Below are 15266 nucleotides of genomic sequence, written 5' to 3' on the forward strand. Positions count from 1 at the left end.
GGATTAGGCGTAAATGTCTGTCCAAAGCTCTTCAAGGGCAGGCTCTGGGCTGGTTTTTGCAAATTCTGCTGAGGCGTTCACCACGGCTTTGATCTCTTTGTCGATCGCTTTGAGATCATCCTCGGAAGCATGCTTGCCTGTCAAAAGCAAAGACCGCACCGCTTCGATTGGATCGCGCTCGTCTTTCATCTTTTGCACTTCTTCGCGTGAACGGTATTTTGCAGGATCTGACATAGAGTGACCGCGGTAACGGTATGTTTTCACTTCCAAAATATAGGGGCCTTTGCCTGCACGGCAATGCGCCACAGCTTTTTCAGAGGCTTCTTTGACCGCCAAAACATCCATACCGTCTACTTCTTCGCCTTTGATACCGTAGGCTGCGCCACGTTCCCAAAGTGATGGAGATTTGGTTGAGCGCTGCACGGATGTACCCATGGCGTATTGGTTGTTTTCAATGACAAAAATCACTGGAAGATCCCAAAGCATCGCCATGTTGTAGGTCTCGTAAACCTGCCCTTGGTTGGCCGCGCCATCGCCGAAGTAGGCGAATGTCACATTGTCATTGCCTTTGTATTTGTCAGAAAACGCAAGACCCGCACCCAGTGGCACCTGTGCACCCACGATACCGTGGCCGCCGTAGAAATGTTTCTCTTTCGAGAACATATGCATGGAGCCGCCTTTGCCTTTTGAATAGCCGCCTTCGCGACCCGTCAATTCGGCCATCACCCCGTCAGGGTTCATCCCGCATGCCAACATGTGGCCGTGGTCGCGGTAAGATGTGATGCGCTTGTCACCTTCTTTGGTGGCAGCTTCCAAGCCTACAACCACGGCTTCTTGGCCGATGTAGAGGTGACAAAAGCCACCGATTAAACCCATGCCATATAATTGGCCCGCTTTTTCTTCAAAGCGGCGGATCAGGAGCATGTCCTTGTAATAGGCAAGCAATTCGTCTTTTGATACATTCGCTTTGCTCGCGGAATTTGCGGTGGTTTTCTTGGGGGCCATGCGGCGTCCTCCTCCAAAATCGCAGATATAGTTTAGTATTAAACTATATCATAAAGCAGTTTGAATGGAATTGCACGGATAAATTGCAGTTCGTTTGCTTGGTCTGGCCGCATACGGGTGCAAGCCTATGGAAATGTTTAATTTTTCAGGGATTAAATAGCGAGATTGGATTCGCTAAGGCTGCGTTTTACGGCAAGCCTTAGCGAATGACCAACTCATCGGCGCGCACATATCCCAAGACGTCTCGAGCTTGTTCGTCGAGTAGGTCTAGATCTAAGTATCCGTCAGACATGCGCAAAGTTTTATTGCGCATGACTTCCAAATTTATCGCAAGCCGATCACTCTTCTCGTGTAGGTCTTCAAGCTCCGCCTCAATTTGAATGCGACGGAACAGCCCGTACTCACCTTGCACTGCAGCAAAGGTGAAGTAACCGCCCAATGTGACGATTACGGCTGTATATATCAGAACAGCGAGAGGGGGACGTTTGCGATTGGACGCCATGATAGGGGGTTGCCTGTAGTTTACTGCTCACACGGCCACCTCTTATGGGTGATCCGTTTGAAGACTATGCCATAGGCGAATCGCTTTGTGAATCCCTTTTCGAATCACAACATCATTTTTTTTATCAGCACGGTGCATCAGATTCGTGTTTGGAATCAGAGTGTTAACAGGTCACCCTGAAAAAGCAAAACGGGACACAGCATATAGATGCGCGCCCCGTTTTTCCGACTAAATGTTGTAGCTCTTATCCCGCAACAGAGGCCGCATGGATTTCACTGGTTGTTGCATTTAAGATAGCATCAAAATCTGTATCGGCTTGTTTGGCACTTAGCCCTTCGATCAAAGCGCGTGAGAAAGACGCGATCATGCCTGTGTTTAGCGCCAATTTTGCGTTGGCTTCCTCACGGGAATAACCACCAGACAGTGACACAACTTTCAAAACACGCGGGTGGTCCACCAAGGGTTTGTAAAAATTCGGCTCAGTCGGCAAAGACACTTTCAACATCACCTGTTTGTTGGGGGCCAGCGCATCAAGTTGCGTCAAGATTTCTTCGCGCAAGATGGCTTCTGCTTCGGCTTTGTCTTTGATCGTGATTGTGACCTCTGGTTCAAGCATCGGCATTAAACCTGCTTTGATCACCTGTTCGCCGATTTCAAATTGCTGCGCCACAACGGCTTTGATGCCCTCACGATTGGCCGCATTCACGACAGAGCGTTCTTTGGTGCCGAAAACGCCCAAATTGGCTGCGCGCGCCAGAAGATCATCCAAATCAGGATTGGGCTTCATCAATTGCACGCCGTTTTCTTCGGCTTCCAAGCCTTTGTCGATTTTTAAAAACGGCACGATGCCTTTGTCTTCAAACAGATATTTTGGGGTTGGTTTGCCCGCGACATCGCGATCCATTGTCATTTCAAACAAGATCGCGCCGATCACTTTATCGGAAGTAAAAGACGACGACTGCATGATGCGCGACCGCATTGCGTGGATCATGTCAAACATTTCGCTATCGCCGTTGTACTCATTCGGCTCAATGCCGTATTGCGCCAATGCTTTCGGGGTGGAGCCTCCAGATTGGTCAAGCGCTGCGATAAAACCTTGGCCATCACGGATTTTGGCGGTCATTTCTTGGATCGACATGGGAGTCCTCATTGCATTTATGCCCCTTTGGGGCGGGATCAGGGAATTTCTAGATTTGCTTAGCGCTGCTTTGACAGTGGCGCAATTCTGATGGCGCTAACAAAAAAAATGGTTGCGCTAACTGTTGCTCTGTTATCGCTAACACATTGTTCATACAGGTATTTTTGCAAAACAAATTTTGCATCATTGGCTGTCATTCGGGGGCGCTAGCCGCAAAAACGCCCGCGCAAATTCATGCACGGGCGCTTAAAAATCTTTGGGTCAGGTTTGGTTTGGGTTTAACCGAGCGCCTCAACACCTGGCAGGGTTTTGCCTTCCATCCATTCCAAGAAAGCGCCGCCTGCGGTCGAAATATAGGTAAAGCGATCCGCGACACCTGCCGCATTGATGGCTGCCACGGTATCGCCGCCGCCTGCCACAGAAATCAAATCCCCAGCTTGGGTTTGCTTGGCAATCACATCAAGCATCGCAAAGGTGCCCGCGCCGAAAGGTTCCAATTCGAATACGCCCAAAGGCCCGTTCATGATCAATGTTTCACTGGCAGAAATGACATCGTTCAACCGTGCGATTGACTTGGGGCCAGCATCAAAAATCATCGCATCCGCAGGGCAGGCCGCCACATCAACGGTTTCATTTTTGGTATTGGCAGCGAATTCCCAAGCGACCACCACATCAATCGGCAAGATAATTTCGCAACCAGCCTCATCTGCCTTTTTCAAAATGTCGCGCGCCGTGTCTGCAAGGTCATGTTCGCAAAGAGACTTGCCAACATTCACGCCCTGAGCTGCCAAAAACGTATTGGCCATGCCGCCACCAATCACCAAGTGATCAACTTTGCGTACCAAATTGCCCAAAAGTTCGAGCTTGGTTGACACTTTTGCACCCCCAACCACGGCCACAACAGGGCGTTTGGGTGTGGCCAAAGCTGCCTCAAGTGCTGAAAGTTCGGCCTGCATGAGGCGACCCGCACAAGACGGCAACAGTTTTGCCACACCAGTGGTCGAGGCATGGGCACGGTGCGCAGCCGAAAAGGCATCATTGCAAAAGATATCGCCCAAAGAGGCCAAAAACTGCGCCATTTGCGGATCGTTATCCGTTTCCATGGCTGTGAAACGCGTGTTTTCTACCAAAACCACAGATCCTGCGGGCAGGGCGTCGAGCTGTTCGCGGGATGGGCGTTCGATGAATGTCACGTCACGACCAAGTGTTTTTGTCACGGCAGGCATGATATGCGACAACGACAAGTCAGCAACATATTCACCTTTTGGGCGACCAAAATGCGCCAGCATCACAGGGATGCCGCCTTTTGCCACGATGTCATCAATCGTTGGTTTTATGCGCTCAATGCGCGTCGCATCGGTGACAGTGCCGTCTTTCATGGGCACATTGATGTCCACACGTGTGAGAACGATCTTGCCGTTCATGTCCATATCGTCGAGCGTTTTCCAAGCCATCGGAGTGTCCTTGCAGGGTCTGTTGCATGTATTTAGCTCTGTTTTAAGCGCTCAGATGTTTAGGTCAATGGCAGCTTGTCGGCGCTGAGCCGCAAAGGGGGAAACTTGCCCTTTTACTTCGCCGCTCAAGCCCTTAGATTGCCCCCAAACACACTTTATATATGACAAGGAGCCGCAAGATGGCTGATATCAAAGATCCCGAAAACACAATCCTGATCGAACTTGAGCACGGCCAAGTTGTGATCGAACTTCTTCCAGATGTCGCACCGCAACACTGTGCGCGCATGAAAGAATTGGCGCGCTCTGGTGCCTATGACGGCGTTGTGTTTCACCGCGTGATCGACGGCTTTATGGCGCAAACTGGCGACGTACAATTCGGCAACCAAAACAAAGATTTCGAAATCCGCCGCGCGGGCACTGGCAGCTCTGATTTGCCTGATGTTCCAGCAGAGTTTTCCAGCCTTCCACATGATCGCGGCACTTTGGGTGCGGCACGTTCGCAAAACCCAAACTCTGCTAACTCTCAGTTTTTCATCAACTTTTCCGACAACCACTTCCTGAACAATCAGTATACAGTTTATGGACGCGTGCTGTCAGGCATGGAAGCTGTCGACAAAATTACCCGTGGTGAGCCAGCGCAATACCCTGATTGCATGATCTCTGTGAAAGTCGCAGCCGATGCTTAAATCAGCTCTGGCGACTCTTGCGATTCTGGCCTCAGTGCCAGCATTCGCAACAGGTCTTGAAATCACTGTCGCTGGCGAAGCGAACGGCGTGATCAAAATTGATCTGCTTGAAGATGTGGCACCTGGTCATGTCGCACAGATCACCCAATTGGCCGCCGATGGTGCCTATGACAATGTGGTGTTTCACCGCGTCATCGATGGCTTCATGGCGCAAACGGGCGATGTGCAATTTGGCAAATCAGACGCAGAAGATTTCAACATGTCACGTGCTGGCATGGGGGGGGCTGAAAACGCGGATCTGAAAGCTGAGTTTTCTGATGAGAGCTTTGATGCGGGCGTTGTTGGCATGGCGCGATCTTCCAGCCCAGATTCTGCCAATTCGCAGTTCTTCATTATGTTCGCCCCTGCGCCGCATTTGAATGGCCAATACACAGTTGTTGGCCGTGTGACGGAAGGCATGGACGTGGTCAATGCGATCAAAAAGGGTGCTGGCCCGAATGGATCTGTCATTGGCGAACCTGACAAAATGGTTTCTGTCTCCGTGACCGAATAAGACGCCTATCTCTGTCGCAAAAGACAGGTGGTGTTGAAAGGAATTTGAAAGGCCCTGCAGTCGCGGGGCCTTTTGCTTATGGAGCTTTTATTTGCGAAAAGATGCTATAAATGCAAAAAAAGGGGACATAAATGCCCCCTTCTTCAATCAAAATGTTCGATTTGTGCTATTTTAAAACGACCAAGGCATGGCGTTTTTTGCCTGCTGACAGTTTCATAGGTGTTGCCAAATCAGCGGGTGTCACCATGACGCCTGCATCTTTGTGGTCTGCGTCATTCACCTTCGCGCCATTATCGGAAAATAAGCGTTTGGCTTCTTTGCCTGTGCCTGCAAGCCCTGCACGGACGAACAATTGCACGATAGAAATCCCATCGCCAATCTCATCTGCTGTCAGTTCCAGCGTTGGCAGGTCATTACCTGTACCGCCCTTTTCAAACACTTCGCGTGCCGTGGCTTCGGCTGCATTTGCCGCTTCACGACCATGCAAGAGTGCTGTCACTTCATTGGCCAGAATGATTTTTGCCTCGTTGATATCAGAGCCTTGCAAGGCGCCCAAACGCTCACATTCCGCGACGGGCAACTCAGTGTAGAGCTTCAAAAAACGCCCCGTGTCGGCATCCGTCGTGTTGCGCCAGAATTGCCAGAATTCGTAAGAACTCAGCATATCTTCATTCAGCCAGATCGCGCCAGATTGCGATTTGCCCATCTTTTTGCCGTCCGATGTGGTCAGCAAAGGCGAGGTCAGCCCGAAAATAGAATTGTCGATCACGCGGCGCGTCAAATCGATGCCGTTGACAATATTGCCCCATTGATCCGACCCGCCCATTTGCAACATACAACCGTAACGACGGTTGAGCTCCAAAAAGTCATAAGCCTGCAAAATCATGTAGTTAAACTCAAGGAACGACAGTGATTGCTCGCGGTCCAAACGCGATTTCACGCTTTCAAACGACAACATGCGGTTGACCGAGAAATGCTTGCCGATGTCGCGCAAAAACTCGAGGTAATTCAACCCATCAAGCCATTCGGCGTTGTTCAGCATCAGCGCTTTGTTCGGCGCGTCTGTTTCATAGTCGATATAGGCCGCGAAGACGCTTTTGATGCCTGCGATGTTCTGGTTGATCTTGTCTTCGGTCAACAAAGGGCGCTCATCTGCGCGAAAGCTAGGGTCGCCCACTTTCGTGGTGCCCCCGCCCATTAAGGTGATCGGTTGGTGGCCAGTTTTTTGCAACCAACGCAGCATCATAATCTGGATCAACGACCCCACATGCAGCGATGTGGCCGTCGCATCAAAGCCGATATAGGCTGGCACAACACCTTTGCTCAGGGCTTCATCAAGGCCTTGATAGTCTGTGCAATCGGCCAAAAAGCCGCGCTCTATCATCACTGCCATAAAGTCTGATTTGGGGTGGTATGTCATTGCAATTTTTATCCATATTAAGGGCTAGCAATGCCTGATATATCTGGCTCAGCGCCAAAGGGAAAGAGAGTCATGACGGTGAAAAAACAAGTAGAGCCGATTTGGATCGCAGGTTGTATGTCTGGCACCTCTTTGGATGGGGTTGATGTGGCGCTTTTGCGCACGGATGGCATTGATATTTTTGAGTTTGGCGACAGCACATTTCGCCCATATAGCGTGGATGAACAGTCGCTTTTGCGTGACCAGTTGGGACTGTGGCAGGCCAGTGACGCGGCCGTCGAATTGATTGAGACCGCCCATGCCGAAGCGCTATCAGCATTGCAAGGCTTTGAAATGGTTGGATTTCATGGGCAAACCTTTGCGCATGATCCGCGTGGGCTTGGCACCTATCAAGCGGGGAATGGTGCGGTGTTGGCGGAAGTTTTGCAACAAACGGTTGTCTGGGATTTTCGCAGCAATGATGTGCAAATGGGCGGGCAGGGCGCGCCTTTGGCCCCGTTTTTCCACCATGCTTGCGCGCGTTATATCAAGGCCACGGCGCCGCTTGTGTTTTTAAATTTAGGCGGTGTGGGCAATCTGACTTGGGTCGACCCCAGCATCGATGATCCTGCGCAGACTGGCGCTTTGTTGGCCTTTGACACGGGGCCAGCCAATGCGCCGATCAATGATTTATGCATGGCGCGTTTGGGGAAATCTTTTGATGATAACGGCGATTTGGCAGCTTCTGGTCAGGTGGATGCGGCGCTTTTAGATCAGTTTATGCAACACGCCTATTTCATGAAGATGCCGCCTAAGTCCTTAGATAGAAATGATTTTCACGATATTTTGACGCAGGTCGAAAGCCTGAGTGATCAAGATGCCGCCGCGACCTTAACAGCGATGGCTGCCGCATCTGTGGCGCAAGCGATGGACCATTGCCCAAGCCCACCTGCGCGGATTTTGGTGTCGGGGGGCGGCAGTCGAAACGCGACATTGATGGCAATGATTGCTGCAGGCGTGGATTGCGCCGTCGCGCCCATCGAAACTGTGGGTTTGGACGGCGATATGCTTGAAGCCCAAGCCTTTGCCTATCTTGCCATGCGGGTCAAACGCGGTCTGCCGACAAGCTGCCCCAGCACCACAGGCGTCGCGGCTGCCATTGGCGGCGGGCGGATTTCAAAGCCCGATTAAGGCGCGTGTTTTAAATAGTTTAACGATTTTCACAGGCTGCATTTTACATGTTTTAAAGGCTTTGGGGCGCGAGTTTTGCGTTAGGGGGAATTTTTCAGAAAACTCCCCCTAAGGTTTTCACGTTATGAAATCAGTGCGCCATCATATCGTGCTTGATCTCTTCGCCAGACAGGGCTGCCGTAAGGTAATGTATCCCAGACTTTTGCTGGGGAGTTTACGGGAAAAATATGTTTTTCCCCGCTGGGGTGGTTTTGGGTCTAGAAAGGGATCTCCGAGTAGGGGATCGAGGGTTGCTTACTGGGGTCGTCCCAATCTGTGAAGTCTAGGATGTCATCAAGTAAAATAGGACTGACCGTTCCTGAAAGGTTGTCTGACCAGAACTTTTTACGCTCTAACCAAGTCCCTTCTTGGTTTCTTTCAACAATATGAATATTGGTTTCGGGAGAGCGCTTTTTGAGTAAGTCGTTCAGGTGGCTATCAGCCCCACCATACCCAAAAAGGATGATTTCGTCAGCTTCTCGGATACACTTTGGCAACCGAACCTCCCAATAATCTTTGAGTACATCGCAGCTCTCAATGAGCTGGAGCTTTAAACCTGTTGGCCCAAGGATAATCTGATTTTTCCCTTCAGCATTCTTTGGAATTGGTAGGTTATCTCTGGTCCGCTTTGCTGATACTCCATCGTCCTTTTTATAAAATAGGGGAGTGCCATGTAGATGAAGGTATGTTCCTCTTGGGTTTTTGCTATTGTACCAGTTAAAGGTTTTGGGGGTATATGATGTTTGAAAGCCGTCACCTAAAGATGTTTCATCTACTTTTGCTCTGCATAGTGGAAAGGCTTTTCCGGTGACATTTTGGCGATTGAATGGGGCATACAATAAGGTGTCATAGTTAAGTGTTGCTACATGGCTTCGGGATTTGAAAATATAGTCAATCAATGGTTGAGTGAATGTCCGCCATAGCGCTTCTTGGGGTGGATCAAATTGAAATTCATGAAAATAGTGTGCAACTGCATAGATGTACTTTTCTAGCAGGCTTGGAAATTGAGCAGCATTTGTATTCAGCCAATGACTAAGTGTCTCTGGTTCAATGCTCAATTTCAACATTGAATGGCCTATGAGTGCCGTATATGCAGAACGAAGATCAGCCTCTGATGTTGGGCCGATTGCTGCGTCAAAACCTTTCAGCGATGCGATGATTTCTTTTTCATTTTCGTCAAATAAGTCGCTACCCCAAACTGATGTCATGGCCGCTTGAAGTTGAAAATAGTCATTGTCTAGGGCGCGTCCTAAACCGTTTCCGAATACGATTAGCTTTCTGTTCATATGTCCCCGGTGAAATTAAACTTTTGTTATCTGTTCAGCGTAGTGGGGTAAAAAGTGAACATCAAGTCGTTGCGCATGCAAAAAGCCCCACCAAATGGCGGGGCTTTTGTCACTTTGTCACTCCGTCTCAGCGCGGCACAACGCGCGCTTTCAACATGGCACTTAAAAAATGCCTGTGTGGCCTCACACCTTGAGGATGGATGTGCCAGCGTATTCTGCTGTGGCGCCGAGTTCTTCTTCGATGCGGATCAGCTGGTTGTATTTGGCCATACGGTCGGAACGCGAAAGCGACCCAGTTTTGATCTGACCACAGTTGGTTGCAACGGCCAAATCAGCGATGGTCGCGTCTTCGGTCTCACCTGAGCGGTGCGACATCACGTTGGTGTAGCGCGCGCGGTGGGCCATATCGACGGCTTTGAGGGTCTCGGAAAGGGAGCCGATTTGGTTCACTTTGACGAGCATGGAGTTGGCCACGCCTTGTTTGATGCCATCGGCGAGACGCACAGGGTTGGTCACGAACAAGTCGTCGCCCACGAGTTGCACTTTGTCGCCGATTTTTTCGGTCAAAAGCTTCCAACCCGCCCAATCGTCTTCGTCCATGCCATCCTCAATCGAGATGATCGGGTAGTCATCGCACAAAGCGGCCAAGTAGTCAGCGTTTTCGGCTGAGGTCAAAGATTTGCCTTCGCCTTTGAGTTCGTATTTGCCATCTTTGTAGTATTCAGAAGAGGCACAATCGAGCGCGAGGTAGATGTCTTTGCCAGGTGTGTAGCCTGCTTTCTCGATAGACTTGATAATGAAATCAAGCGCTTCGCGTGAGGAGTTGATTGCAGGGGCAAAGCCGCCCTCATCACCGATACCTGTGTTGTAGCCCGCTGTAGACAATTCTTTTTTCAGCGTGTGGAACACTTCAGCGCCCATACGGATCGCCTCGCGGATGTTCGCAGCGGAGACTGGCATGATCATGAATTCTTGGATGTCGATCGGGTTGTCCGCGTGTTCGCCACCGTTGATGATGTTCATCATAGGCACTGGCAAGATGCGCGCAGAAGATCCGCCGATGTAGCGGTAAAGTGGCAGGCTAGAATAATCAGCAGCGGCTTTGGCAGTGGCCAAGGAGACGCCCAAAATGGCGTTGGCGCCCAAGCGGCCTTTGTTTGGCGTGCCGTCGAGTTCAATCATCACAGCGTCGATGGCTTCTTGTTCTGTGGCGTCCATGCCAACAAGGGCTTCAGCGATTTCACCGTTGACGGCTGCAACAGCTTCCAAAACGCCTTTGCCAAGGTAACGGTCTTTGTCACCATCACGTTTTTCAACGGCTTCATGTGCGCCTGTTGACGCGCCAGATGGCACGGCTGCGCGGCCCATTGTGCCGTCTTCTAAAATAACGTCAACTTCGACAGTGGGGTTGCCACGGCTGTCAAGAATTTCGCGTCCGATGATATCGATAATAGTGCTCATGTGGGCGTGCCTTTTTAAAAGGTTGAATTTCGGGCCATTGGAGCGATTGATAGCAGGCCAGAACGGGGCGTCAACAATTGAGCGCTAACATGGGGTCACTTTGCTTGTTAGCGGTAACATTTGGGTGACGGTTTTAGCGGCTGGTCTAGGCCATAGATTGGCAACAGTCTGGGCGCGGAGCCATCCGGCTAATCTGTATCGGGATGAATTTTGACGCCAAACAATTCCAAACGGTGTCCCGTCAGGCGGTATCCCAATTTTGTGGCGATTTTTTCTTGAAGCGCTTCGATATCGTGATCAACAAATTCGATGACCCTGCCTGTGTCCACATCTATCAGATGGTCATGATGTGCGCGTGCGGCGGGCTCATATCGGGCGCGGCCATCGCCGAAATCAACCTTGGCCAAGATACCGCAATCTTCAAGCGTTTTCACGGTACGGTAAACGGTGGCAAGTGAAATATGCGGGTCGATTTGTGCGGCGCGTTTGAACAATTCTTCGGCCGCAGGGTGGTCTTTGGCCTGATCTAAAACCTGCGCAATGATTTTGCGTTGCCCTGTCATGCGCATGCCGTTTTCTTTGCAGCGATCTAGAATTGTGTCGGTCATTTCACATCCAGTCTTTGGGGGCAGGCCCCGTATTGCGATAAAATGCAACAAGACAAGGCTGCACGCGTGTTTTCAAGTTTACCACAAAACAAAACAGCACGAAATCCATCAGGTGGTGGAATGACTTTTTTAACGAATTTATGCGAGACCTATCGAACCTATCTGGATCGCGCGGTGCACTCATCTTGCCCTTATAGGTTTTTTGTTGCCGTAAAAGGGAGTGAGCCTGCATGTCGCTGATGGAGAATTCGAAACGCGCTTTTGATTGTGCCGAAAACACAGCAGAAGTCGCGGATATTTTGCGTGTCGCACGCGATCTTATTGAACGTGTAGGGTTTTCACGCTTCTCAATGGGCGAATTGGCACAAAACGTCGATATGGCGAAAGGGGCGATTTATATTTTCGCCGAAACCAAAGAAGAATTGTTTGCAGAACTCTACCTTGAAGCGCTGAAAAATTTTATATCCTTGGTGCTGCCCCATGCGGCGATGGACACGGCTTTGACTGCAGAAATGTTGATCGCAGGCAAGGCTGATCCGCTTTTTCTGCCCTTGATGGCGCGTTTTACAACCACGATTGAACCCACTTTGCCCCGCGAAGGCTTGATTGAAACGAAACGTCAAGTCGCAGATCAAATGGAACGATTTGCAGCGCGATTGGTCAAAACACGCGGGTTAGAACACCGCCGCGCTGTAGAATTGGCTCAGGCGTTGTTTGTGGCCTTGCAAGGCGCATCTCATCTTGCAGCAGAGCGCCCCGAACATTTTGACAGCCTGCCCGATGACGTGAAAGACCTGTATTCATTGACCGATTTTGACGATGCCTTTGCACGCGTTGCGCGGTTGATCCTGCGCGGGGCCTAAAGGTGCAAGACCCGCGTGGCAATTTGGCCTTGGGTCTAGGTGCCGCAAAAAGTTTGGGGCACAACCTCATCTGGGGTCGGCGCTTTTGTGAGATCAATGTCGTCTGGGGACAAAATACGCGGCTGCGATAGGGCTTTTGCCAAGCGCTGTGCGGGTTTGAAATCACCTGCAATGGCCGCCTGAATGGCCTGTTCCAACCGATGCGTGCGCGGAATGATTTTAGGATTGGCCGCTTGCATCACCTCTTTGGCATCCGCCAAATCTTTGATGCGCTTTTGCCATAGGTCATGCCAGTGATCAAATTCTGTAGCATTGATAAACTGATCGCGGGCCGCGCCTGAGCTTAATCCTGCAAAGACATTGGTGAAATCTACGCTTTGTTTTTCCATGAGCGTCAAAAGGCTTTGCGCCAATTCCAGATCTTGCTCTGTTGGCTGCGAAATGCCCAATTTGGCGGCAAACACCGACTTCCATGCGCTTTGAAACAGATCGGGAAACTGGTTTAAGCTTTGCGACAGCATTTCAATTGCGGCTTCCTGACTGCCCAATTCTTCTTGCAACAAAGGCACAAAGCAACTGCCAAGCTGCGCCAAATTCCAGCCCGCGATGTTAGATTGTTGATCAAAAGCATAGCGCCCTTGGCGGTCGATGGATGAGAATACCGCGTTTGAGGCATATCCATCCACAAAAGCACAGGGACCGTAATCAATGGTTTCTCCTGAAACGGCCATGTTGTCGGTGTTCATAACGCCATGAACAAATCCCAGCCCCATCCATTTTGCGATCAGTTTGGCTTGGGCTGCGATGATGGCGTCATAGACATCCAGCGTGGTTTTTGCCTGTGGAAAATGCCGTCTGCGGACGTGATCAACCAAAATCCGCACAGCCTCCACATCTTGGCGCGCACTGAAATATTGAAAGGTGCCAACGCGTATGTGACTTGCGGCGACCCGTGTCACGACCCCGCCTGGATAGCTGACTTCGCGTTGCACTTTCGCGCCTGTGGCCGTGGCGGCTAGGGCGCGGGTGGTCGGCACATCCATCGCGGCCATGAATTCTGACACGATATATTCGCGCAATACAGGCCCCAACCAATTGCGCCCGTCACCGTTGCGTGAATAGGGGGTGCGGCCTGCGCCTTTGAGTTGGATGTCGAAACGGCCGTTGCTTGTGGCAACTTCACCCAGCAAAATTGCGCGCCCGTCACCCAAACGTGGCACCCAGCCGCCAAATTGATGAGCGGCATAGACCTGCGCCAAGGGCTCTGCGCCCTCGGGAATGGAATTGCCTGCTAAAATATCGGCGCGTTCAGACCAATCAGACAGGCCCAAAGTTTTGGCCAGTTCCGCGTTGAACAGAATGATTTCGGGCTGTGGCACTGGATCGGGATCGACTTTTGAGAAAAAGCGATCGGGAAGGCGGGCATAGCTGTTGTCGAAGTCTACCATCGGGGCGAATGTCCTGTCGATGAAGGGGCGGGCGCGTGTTTAGAGCTTGGCGATTTCGCTGGTCAAAAGGTCGAAAAAGCCATCCGCATCCACATCGCCGATAAAGGTCGCATTTGGTGCGCGATCGGTCACGCCCCACCAATCCGCCACGGTCATGCCGCGCGTTAATTCGGATTTGGTTTCGATTTCGACATTGATAAAGCGCCCCGTGAAAAGCTCGGGTTTGATCACATAGGCGATCACGGTCGGGTCATGCAAAGGACCGCCCGCAGAGCCGTATTTTTCAATGTCAAAGCGTTCAAAGAAATCCATCCAGCCGATCACCACATCGCCCAAATGCCCCATGGCCTTAAAGGGAATGAGGCGCTCTTTGGTGACCAAGGCTTTATGGGTCACATCCAGCGGCAAAACGGTGAGTTTTGCGCCAGATTTAAACACAATATCAGCGGCTTCTGGATCGACATAGATGTTGAATTCCGCCGCAGGTGTGATGTTGCCCACTTCGAAATAAGCGCCCCCCATCAAGACAATTTCTTGCACACGTTCAATGATATCAGGTGCGCGTTCAAAGGCCGTTGCAATATTTGTCAAAGGGCCAAGCGGGCATAAAGTGACTGTGCCGCTGGGTTCATTGCGCAGGGTTTCGATAATGAAATCAACGCCGTGTGTGTCTTGCGCTTGCAGTGTTGGTGCAGGCAGTTCGATACCGTCCAAACCTGACTCGCCATGCACATGTTCGGCTGTCACAAGTTTTTGCGCCAAGGGGCGATCACAGCCAGCAAAGACTTTGACATCGCGGCGTCCTGCCACTTCGCAGACTTTTAAAGCGTTGGTTGTGGTCAGCGCCAAAGGCACATTGCCCGCGACAGTTGTGATCCCTAAAACATCAATCTCTGGCGATCCCAAAGCCAGCAAAATGGCCACGGCGTCATCTTGGCCAGGATCGGTGTCGATGATGATTTTACGTAACTGTGCCATGGGCAATCCTTGCGTGGTCAAAGGTCGAATGGGCGTGGAAATATGCGGTGAAATATGCGGTGATCAGCGGCGAATAACACGGCTGCCATTTGAGGCGCGCACGGTGATCGTTGAGATATTTTGCAAATCGCGGTCTTGGATTGTGCGCGCGACAGTGATTTTGCGCTGCGCTTCATTGCCGATCGCTGTGACTTTGCTGGGGGCACGCAGACGGAAATCAAGCAGTAATTCTGCGGGGTTATCTGTTTCGATGCGCACCAGTTCTGCGTCATAATAGCCTAAACTGGGCACAAGGCCCGTCGCTGTCACAATCGCGCCAGAGGCTGATTTAACGATGGAAACATCCGCCAAGCTGGGCACCAAAAGGCGCGTGTCTTGGAATTCAGGATAGCCGCGTTTGGGGGCCAAGGTTGGCACGACCGTGACCTTTTGACCTTGCTGTGTTGCGGGCACAGCTTGGGACGGGCCGAACCAATTCACAGGGTTTAAGCGCGATGTGCCAAAGCTGGCGCATCCACTGAGCAGCGACAGAGCCAAAGCTGTCATAATCACCTGTCGTTGCATCTTGTCTCTCCTAAAAATAACTTAACTTGGCTATCGCACTTCATATCTTTTGAAAAGGATTTGCAAGGGCAAGTCACGTGTTTTGGCGGCT

15 protein-coding genes are annotated in these 15266 nt (G+C 51.0%); 4 read left to right on the plus strand and 11 right to left on the minus strand.

Going from position 1 to position 15266, the window contains the following annotated elements:
• Positions 1-3: 3 nt before the first annotated feature.
• The 4 genes from pdhA to EDD53_RS02060 form a co-directional block, all read right to left on the minus strand.
• Positions 4-1005 (minus strand): pyruvate dehydrogenase (acetyl-transferring) E1 component subunit alpha, encoded by a 1002-nt coding sequence (pdhA, locus tag EDD53_RS02045; RefSeq protein WP_123791533.1) that lies wholly within the window; start codon positions 1003-1005, stop codon positions 4-6.
• 199 nt (positions 1006-1204) lie between these two features.
• Positions 1205-1507 (minus strand): FtsB family cell division protein, encoded by a 303-nt coding sequence (locus EDD53_RS02050; RefSeq protein ID WP_123791534.1) that lies wholly within the window; start codon positions 1505-1507, stop codon positions 1205-1207.
• A 244-nt stretch (positions 1508-1751) separates the two neighbouring features.
• Positions 1752-2645: a fructose bisphosphate aldolase gene (locus EDD53_RS02055; RefSeq protein ID WP_123791535.1), complete on the minus strand. Its 894-nt coding sequence runs from the start codon at positions 2643-2645 to the stop codon at positions 1752-1754.
• Positions 2646-2923: 278 nt separating this feature from the next.
• The gene (locus EDD53_RS02060) at positions 2924-4099 is read right to left on the minus strand and encodes a phosphoglycerate kinase (RefSeq protein WP_123791536.1); all 1176 of its coding nucleotides are present in this window, start codon (positions 4097-4099) and stop codon (positions 2924-2926) included.
• 179 nt (positions 4100-4278) lie between these two features.
• Here EDD53_RS02060 and EDD53_RS02065 point away from each other — a divergent pair, with 179 nt between their 5' ends.
• Complete coding sequence (locus EDD53_RS02065) at positions 4279-4785, plus strand: peptidylprolyl isomerase (RefSeq protein ID WP_123791537.1); 507 nt, start codon at positions 4279-4281, stop codon at positions 4783-4785.
• Positions 4778-5338 (plus strand): peptidylprolyl isomerase, encoded by a 561-nt coding sequence (locus EDD53_RS02070; protein ID WP_123791538.1) that lies wholly within the window; start codon positions 4778-4780, stop codon positions 5336-5338. Before EDD53_RS02065 ends, EDD53_RS02070 begins: the two co-directional genes overlap by 8 nt.
• A gap of 166 nt (positions 5339-5504) precedes the next feature.
• Here EDD53_RS02070 and tyrS read toward each other — a convergent pair whose 3' ends face one another.
• Positions 5505-6758 carry a tyrosine--tRNA ligase gene (tyrS, locus tag EDD53_RS02075; RefSeq protein ID WP_123791539.1) on the minus strand — a complete coding sequence of 418 codons (1254 nt, stop codon included), beginning with the start codon at positions 6756-6758 and terminating at the stop codon, positions 5505-5507.
• 72 nt (positions 6759-6830) lie between these two features.
• Here tyrS and EDD53_RS02080 point away from each other — a divergent pair, with 72 nt between their 5' ends.
• On the plus strand, positions 6831-7928 hold the full coding sequence (locus tag EDD53_RS02080) for an anhydro-N-acetylmuramic acid kinase (RefSeq protein WP_123791540.1): 1098 nt from the start codon (positions 6831-6833) through the stop codon (positions 7926-7928).
• A 257-nt stretch (positions 7929-8185) separates the two neighbouring features.
• On the opposite strand, the gene EDD53_RS02085 is transcribed toward EDD53_RS02080, so the two are convergent.
• The 3 genes from EDD53_RS02085 to EDD53_RS02095 all read right to left on the minus strand — a co-directional run bounded on the left by EDD53_RS02085 (position 8186) and on the right by EDD53_RS02095 (position 11322).
• Complete coding sequence (locus tag EDD53_RS02085; RefSeq protein ID WP_123791541.1) at positions 8186-9253, minus strand: hypothetical protein; 1068 nt, start codon at positions 9251-9253, stop codon at positions 8186-8188.
• Between the two features lie 183 nt (positions 9254-9436).
• Positions 9437-10714: a phosphopyruvate hydratase gene (eno, locus tag EDD53_RS02090; protein ID WP_123791542.1), complete on the minus strand. Its 1278-nt coding sequence runs from the start codon at positions 10712-10714 to the stop codon at positions 9437-9439.
• A 188-nt stretch (positions 10715-10902) separates the two neighbouring features.
• Entirely contained in the window at positions 10903-11322 is a 420-nt protein-coding gene (locus tag EDD53_RS02095; RefSeq protein ID WP_123791543.1) for a Fur family transcriptional regulator, read from the minus strand.
• 230 nt (positions 11323-11552) lie between these two features.
• Here EDD53_RS02095 and EDD53_RS02100 point away from each other — a divergent pair, with 230 nt between their 5' ends.
• Complete coding sequence (locus EDD53_RS02100) at positions 11553-12185, plus strand: TetR/AcrR family transcriptional regulator (RefSeq protein ID WP_123791544.1); 633 nt, start codon at positions 11553-11555, stop codon at positions 12183-12185.
• Between the two features lie 35 nt (positions 12186-12220).
• Here EDD53_RS02100 and EDD53_RS02105 read toward each other — a convergent pair whose 3' ends face one another.
• The 3 genes from EDD53_RS02105 to EDD53_RS02115 all read right to left on the minus strand — a co-directional run bounded on the left by EDD53_RS02105 (position 12221) and on the right by EDD53_RS02115 (position 15175).
• On the minus strand, positions 12221-13633 hold the full coding sequence (locus EDD53_RS02105; protein ID WP_123791545.1) for a protein adenylyltransferase SelO: 1413 nt from the start codon (positions 13631-13633) through the stop codon (positions 12221-12223).
• Positions 13634-13672: 39 nt separating this feature from the next.
• Positions 13673-14611: a nucleoside hydrolase gene (locus EDD53_RS02110; RefSeq protein WP_123791546.1), complete on the minus strand. Its 939-nt coding sequence runs from the start codon at positions 14609-14611 to the stop codon at positions 13673-13675.
• Between the two features lie 63 nt (positions 14612-14674).
• Positions 14675-15175 carry a hypothetical protein gene (locus EDD53_RS02115; protein WP_123791547.1) on the minus strand — a complete coding sequence of 167 codons (501 nt, stop codon included), beginning with the start codon at positions 15173-15175 and terminating at the stop codon, positions 14675-14677.
• Between the last annotated feature and the right edge of the window lie 91 nt (positions 15176-15266).

This window comes from Pacificibacter maritimus (genome assembly GCF_003814915.1).
In the GTDB taxonomy this organism is placed as follows: domain Bacteria; phylum Pseudomonadota; class Alphaproteobacteria; order Rhodobacterales; family Rhodobacteraceae; genus Celeribacter; species Celeribacter maritimus.

Coding starts and splice junctions, on each gene's coding strand:
- pdhA (WP_123791533.1), bottom strand. CDS start 1,005: ATGGCCCCCAAGAAAACCACCGCAAATTCCGCGAGCAAAGCGAATGTA.
- EDD53_RS02050 (WP_123791534.1), bottom strand. CDS start 1,507: ATGGCGTCCAATCGCAAACGTCCCCCTCTCGCTGTTCTGATATATACA.
- EDD53_RS02055 (WP_123791535.1), bottom strand. CDS start 2,645: ATGTCGATCCAAGAAATGACCGCCAAAATCCGTGATGGCCAAGGTTTT.
- EDD53_RS02060 (WP_123791536.1), bottom strand. CDS start 4,099: ATGGCTTGGAAAACGCTCGACGATATGGACATGAACGGCAAGATCGTT.
- EDD53_RS02065 (WP_123791537.1), top strand. CDS start 4,279: ATGGCTGATATCAAAGATCCCGAAAACACAATCCTGATCGAACTTGAG.
- EDD53_RS02070 (WP_123791538.1), top strand. CDS start 4,778: ATGCTTAAATCAGCTCTGGCGACTCTTGCGATTCTGGCCTCAGTGCCA.
- tyrS (WP_123791539.1), bottom strand. CDS start 6,758: ATGACATACCACCCCAAATCAGACTTTATGGCAGTGATGATAGAGCGC.
- EDD53_RS02080 (WP_123791540.1), top strand. CDS start 6,831: ATGACGGTGAAAAAACAAGTAGAGCCGATTTGGATCGCAGGTTGTATG.
- EDD53_RS02085 (WP_123791541.1), bottom strand. CDS start 9,253: ATGAACAGAAAGCTAATCGTATTCGGAAACGGTTTAGGACGCGCCCTA.
- eno (WP_123791542.1), bottom strand. CDS start 10,714: ATGAGCACTATTATCGATATCATCGGACGCGAAATTCTTGACAGCCGT.
- EDD53_RS02095 (WP_123791543.1), bottom strand. CDS start 11,322: ATGACCGACACAATTCTAGATCGCTGCAAAGAAAACGGCATGCGCATG.
- EDD53_RS02100 (WP_123791544.1), top strand. CDS start 11,553: ATGTCGCTGATGGAGAATTCGAAACGCGCTTTTGATTGTGCCGAAAAC.
- EDD53_RS02105 (WP_123791545.1), bottom strand. CDS start 13,633: ATGGTAGACTTCGACAACAGCTATGCCCGCCTTCCCGATCGCTTTTTC.
- EDD53_RS02110 (WP_123791546.1), bottom strand. CDS start 14,611: ATGGCACAGTTACGTAAAATCATCATCGACACCGATCCTGGCCAAGAT.
- EDD53_RS02115 (WP_123791547.1), bottom strand. CDS start 15,175: ATGCAACGACAGGTGATTATGACAGCTTTGGCTCTGTCGCTGCTCAGT.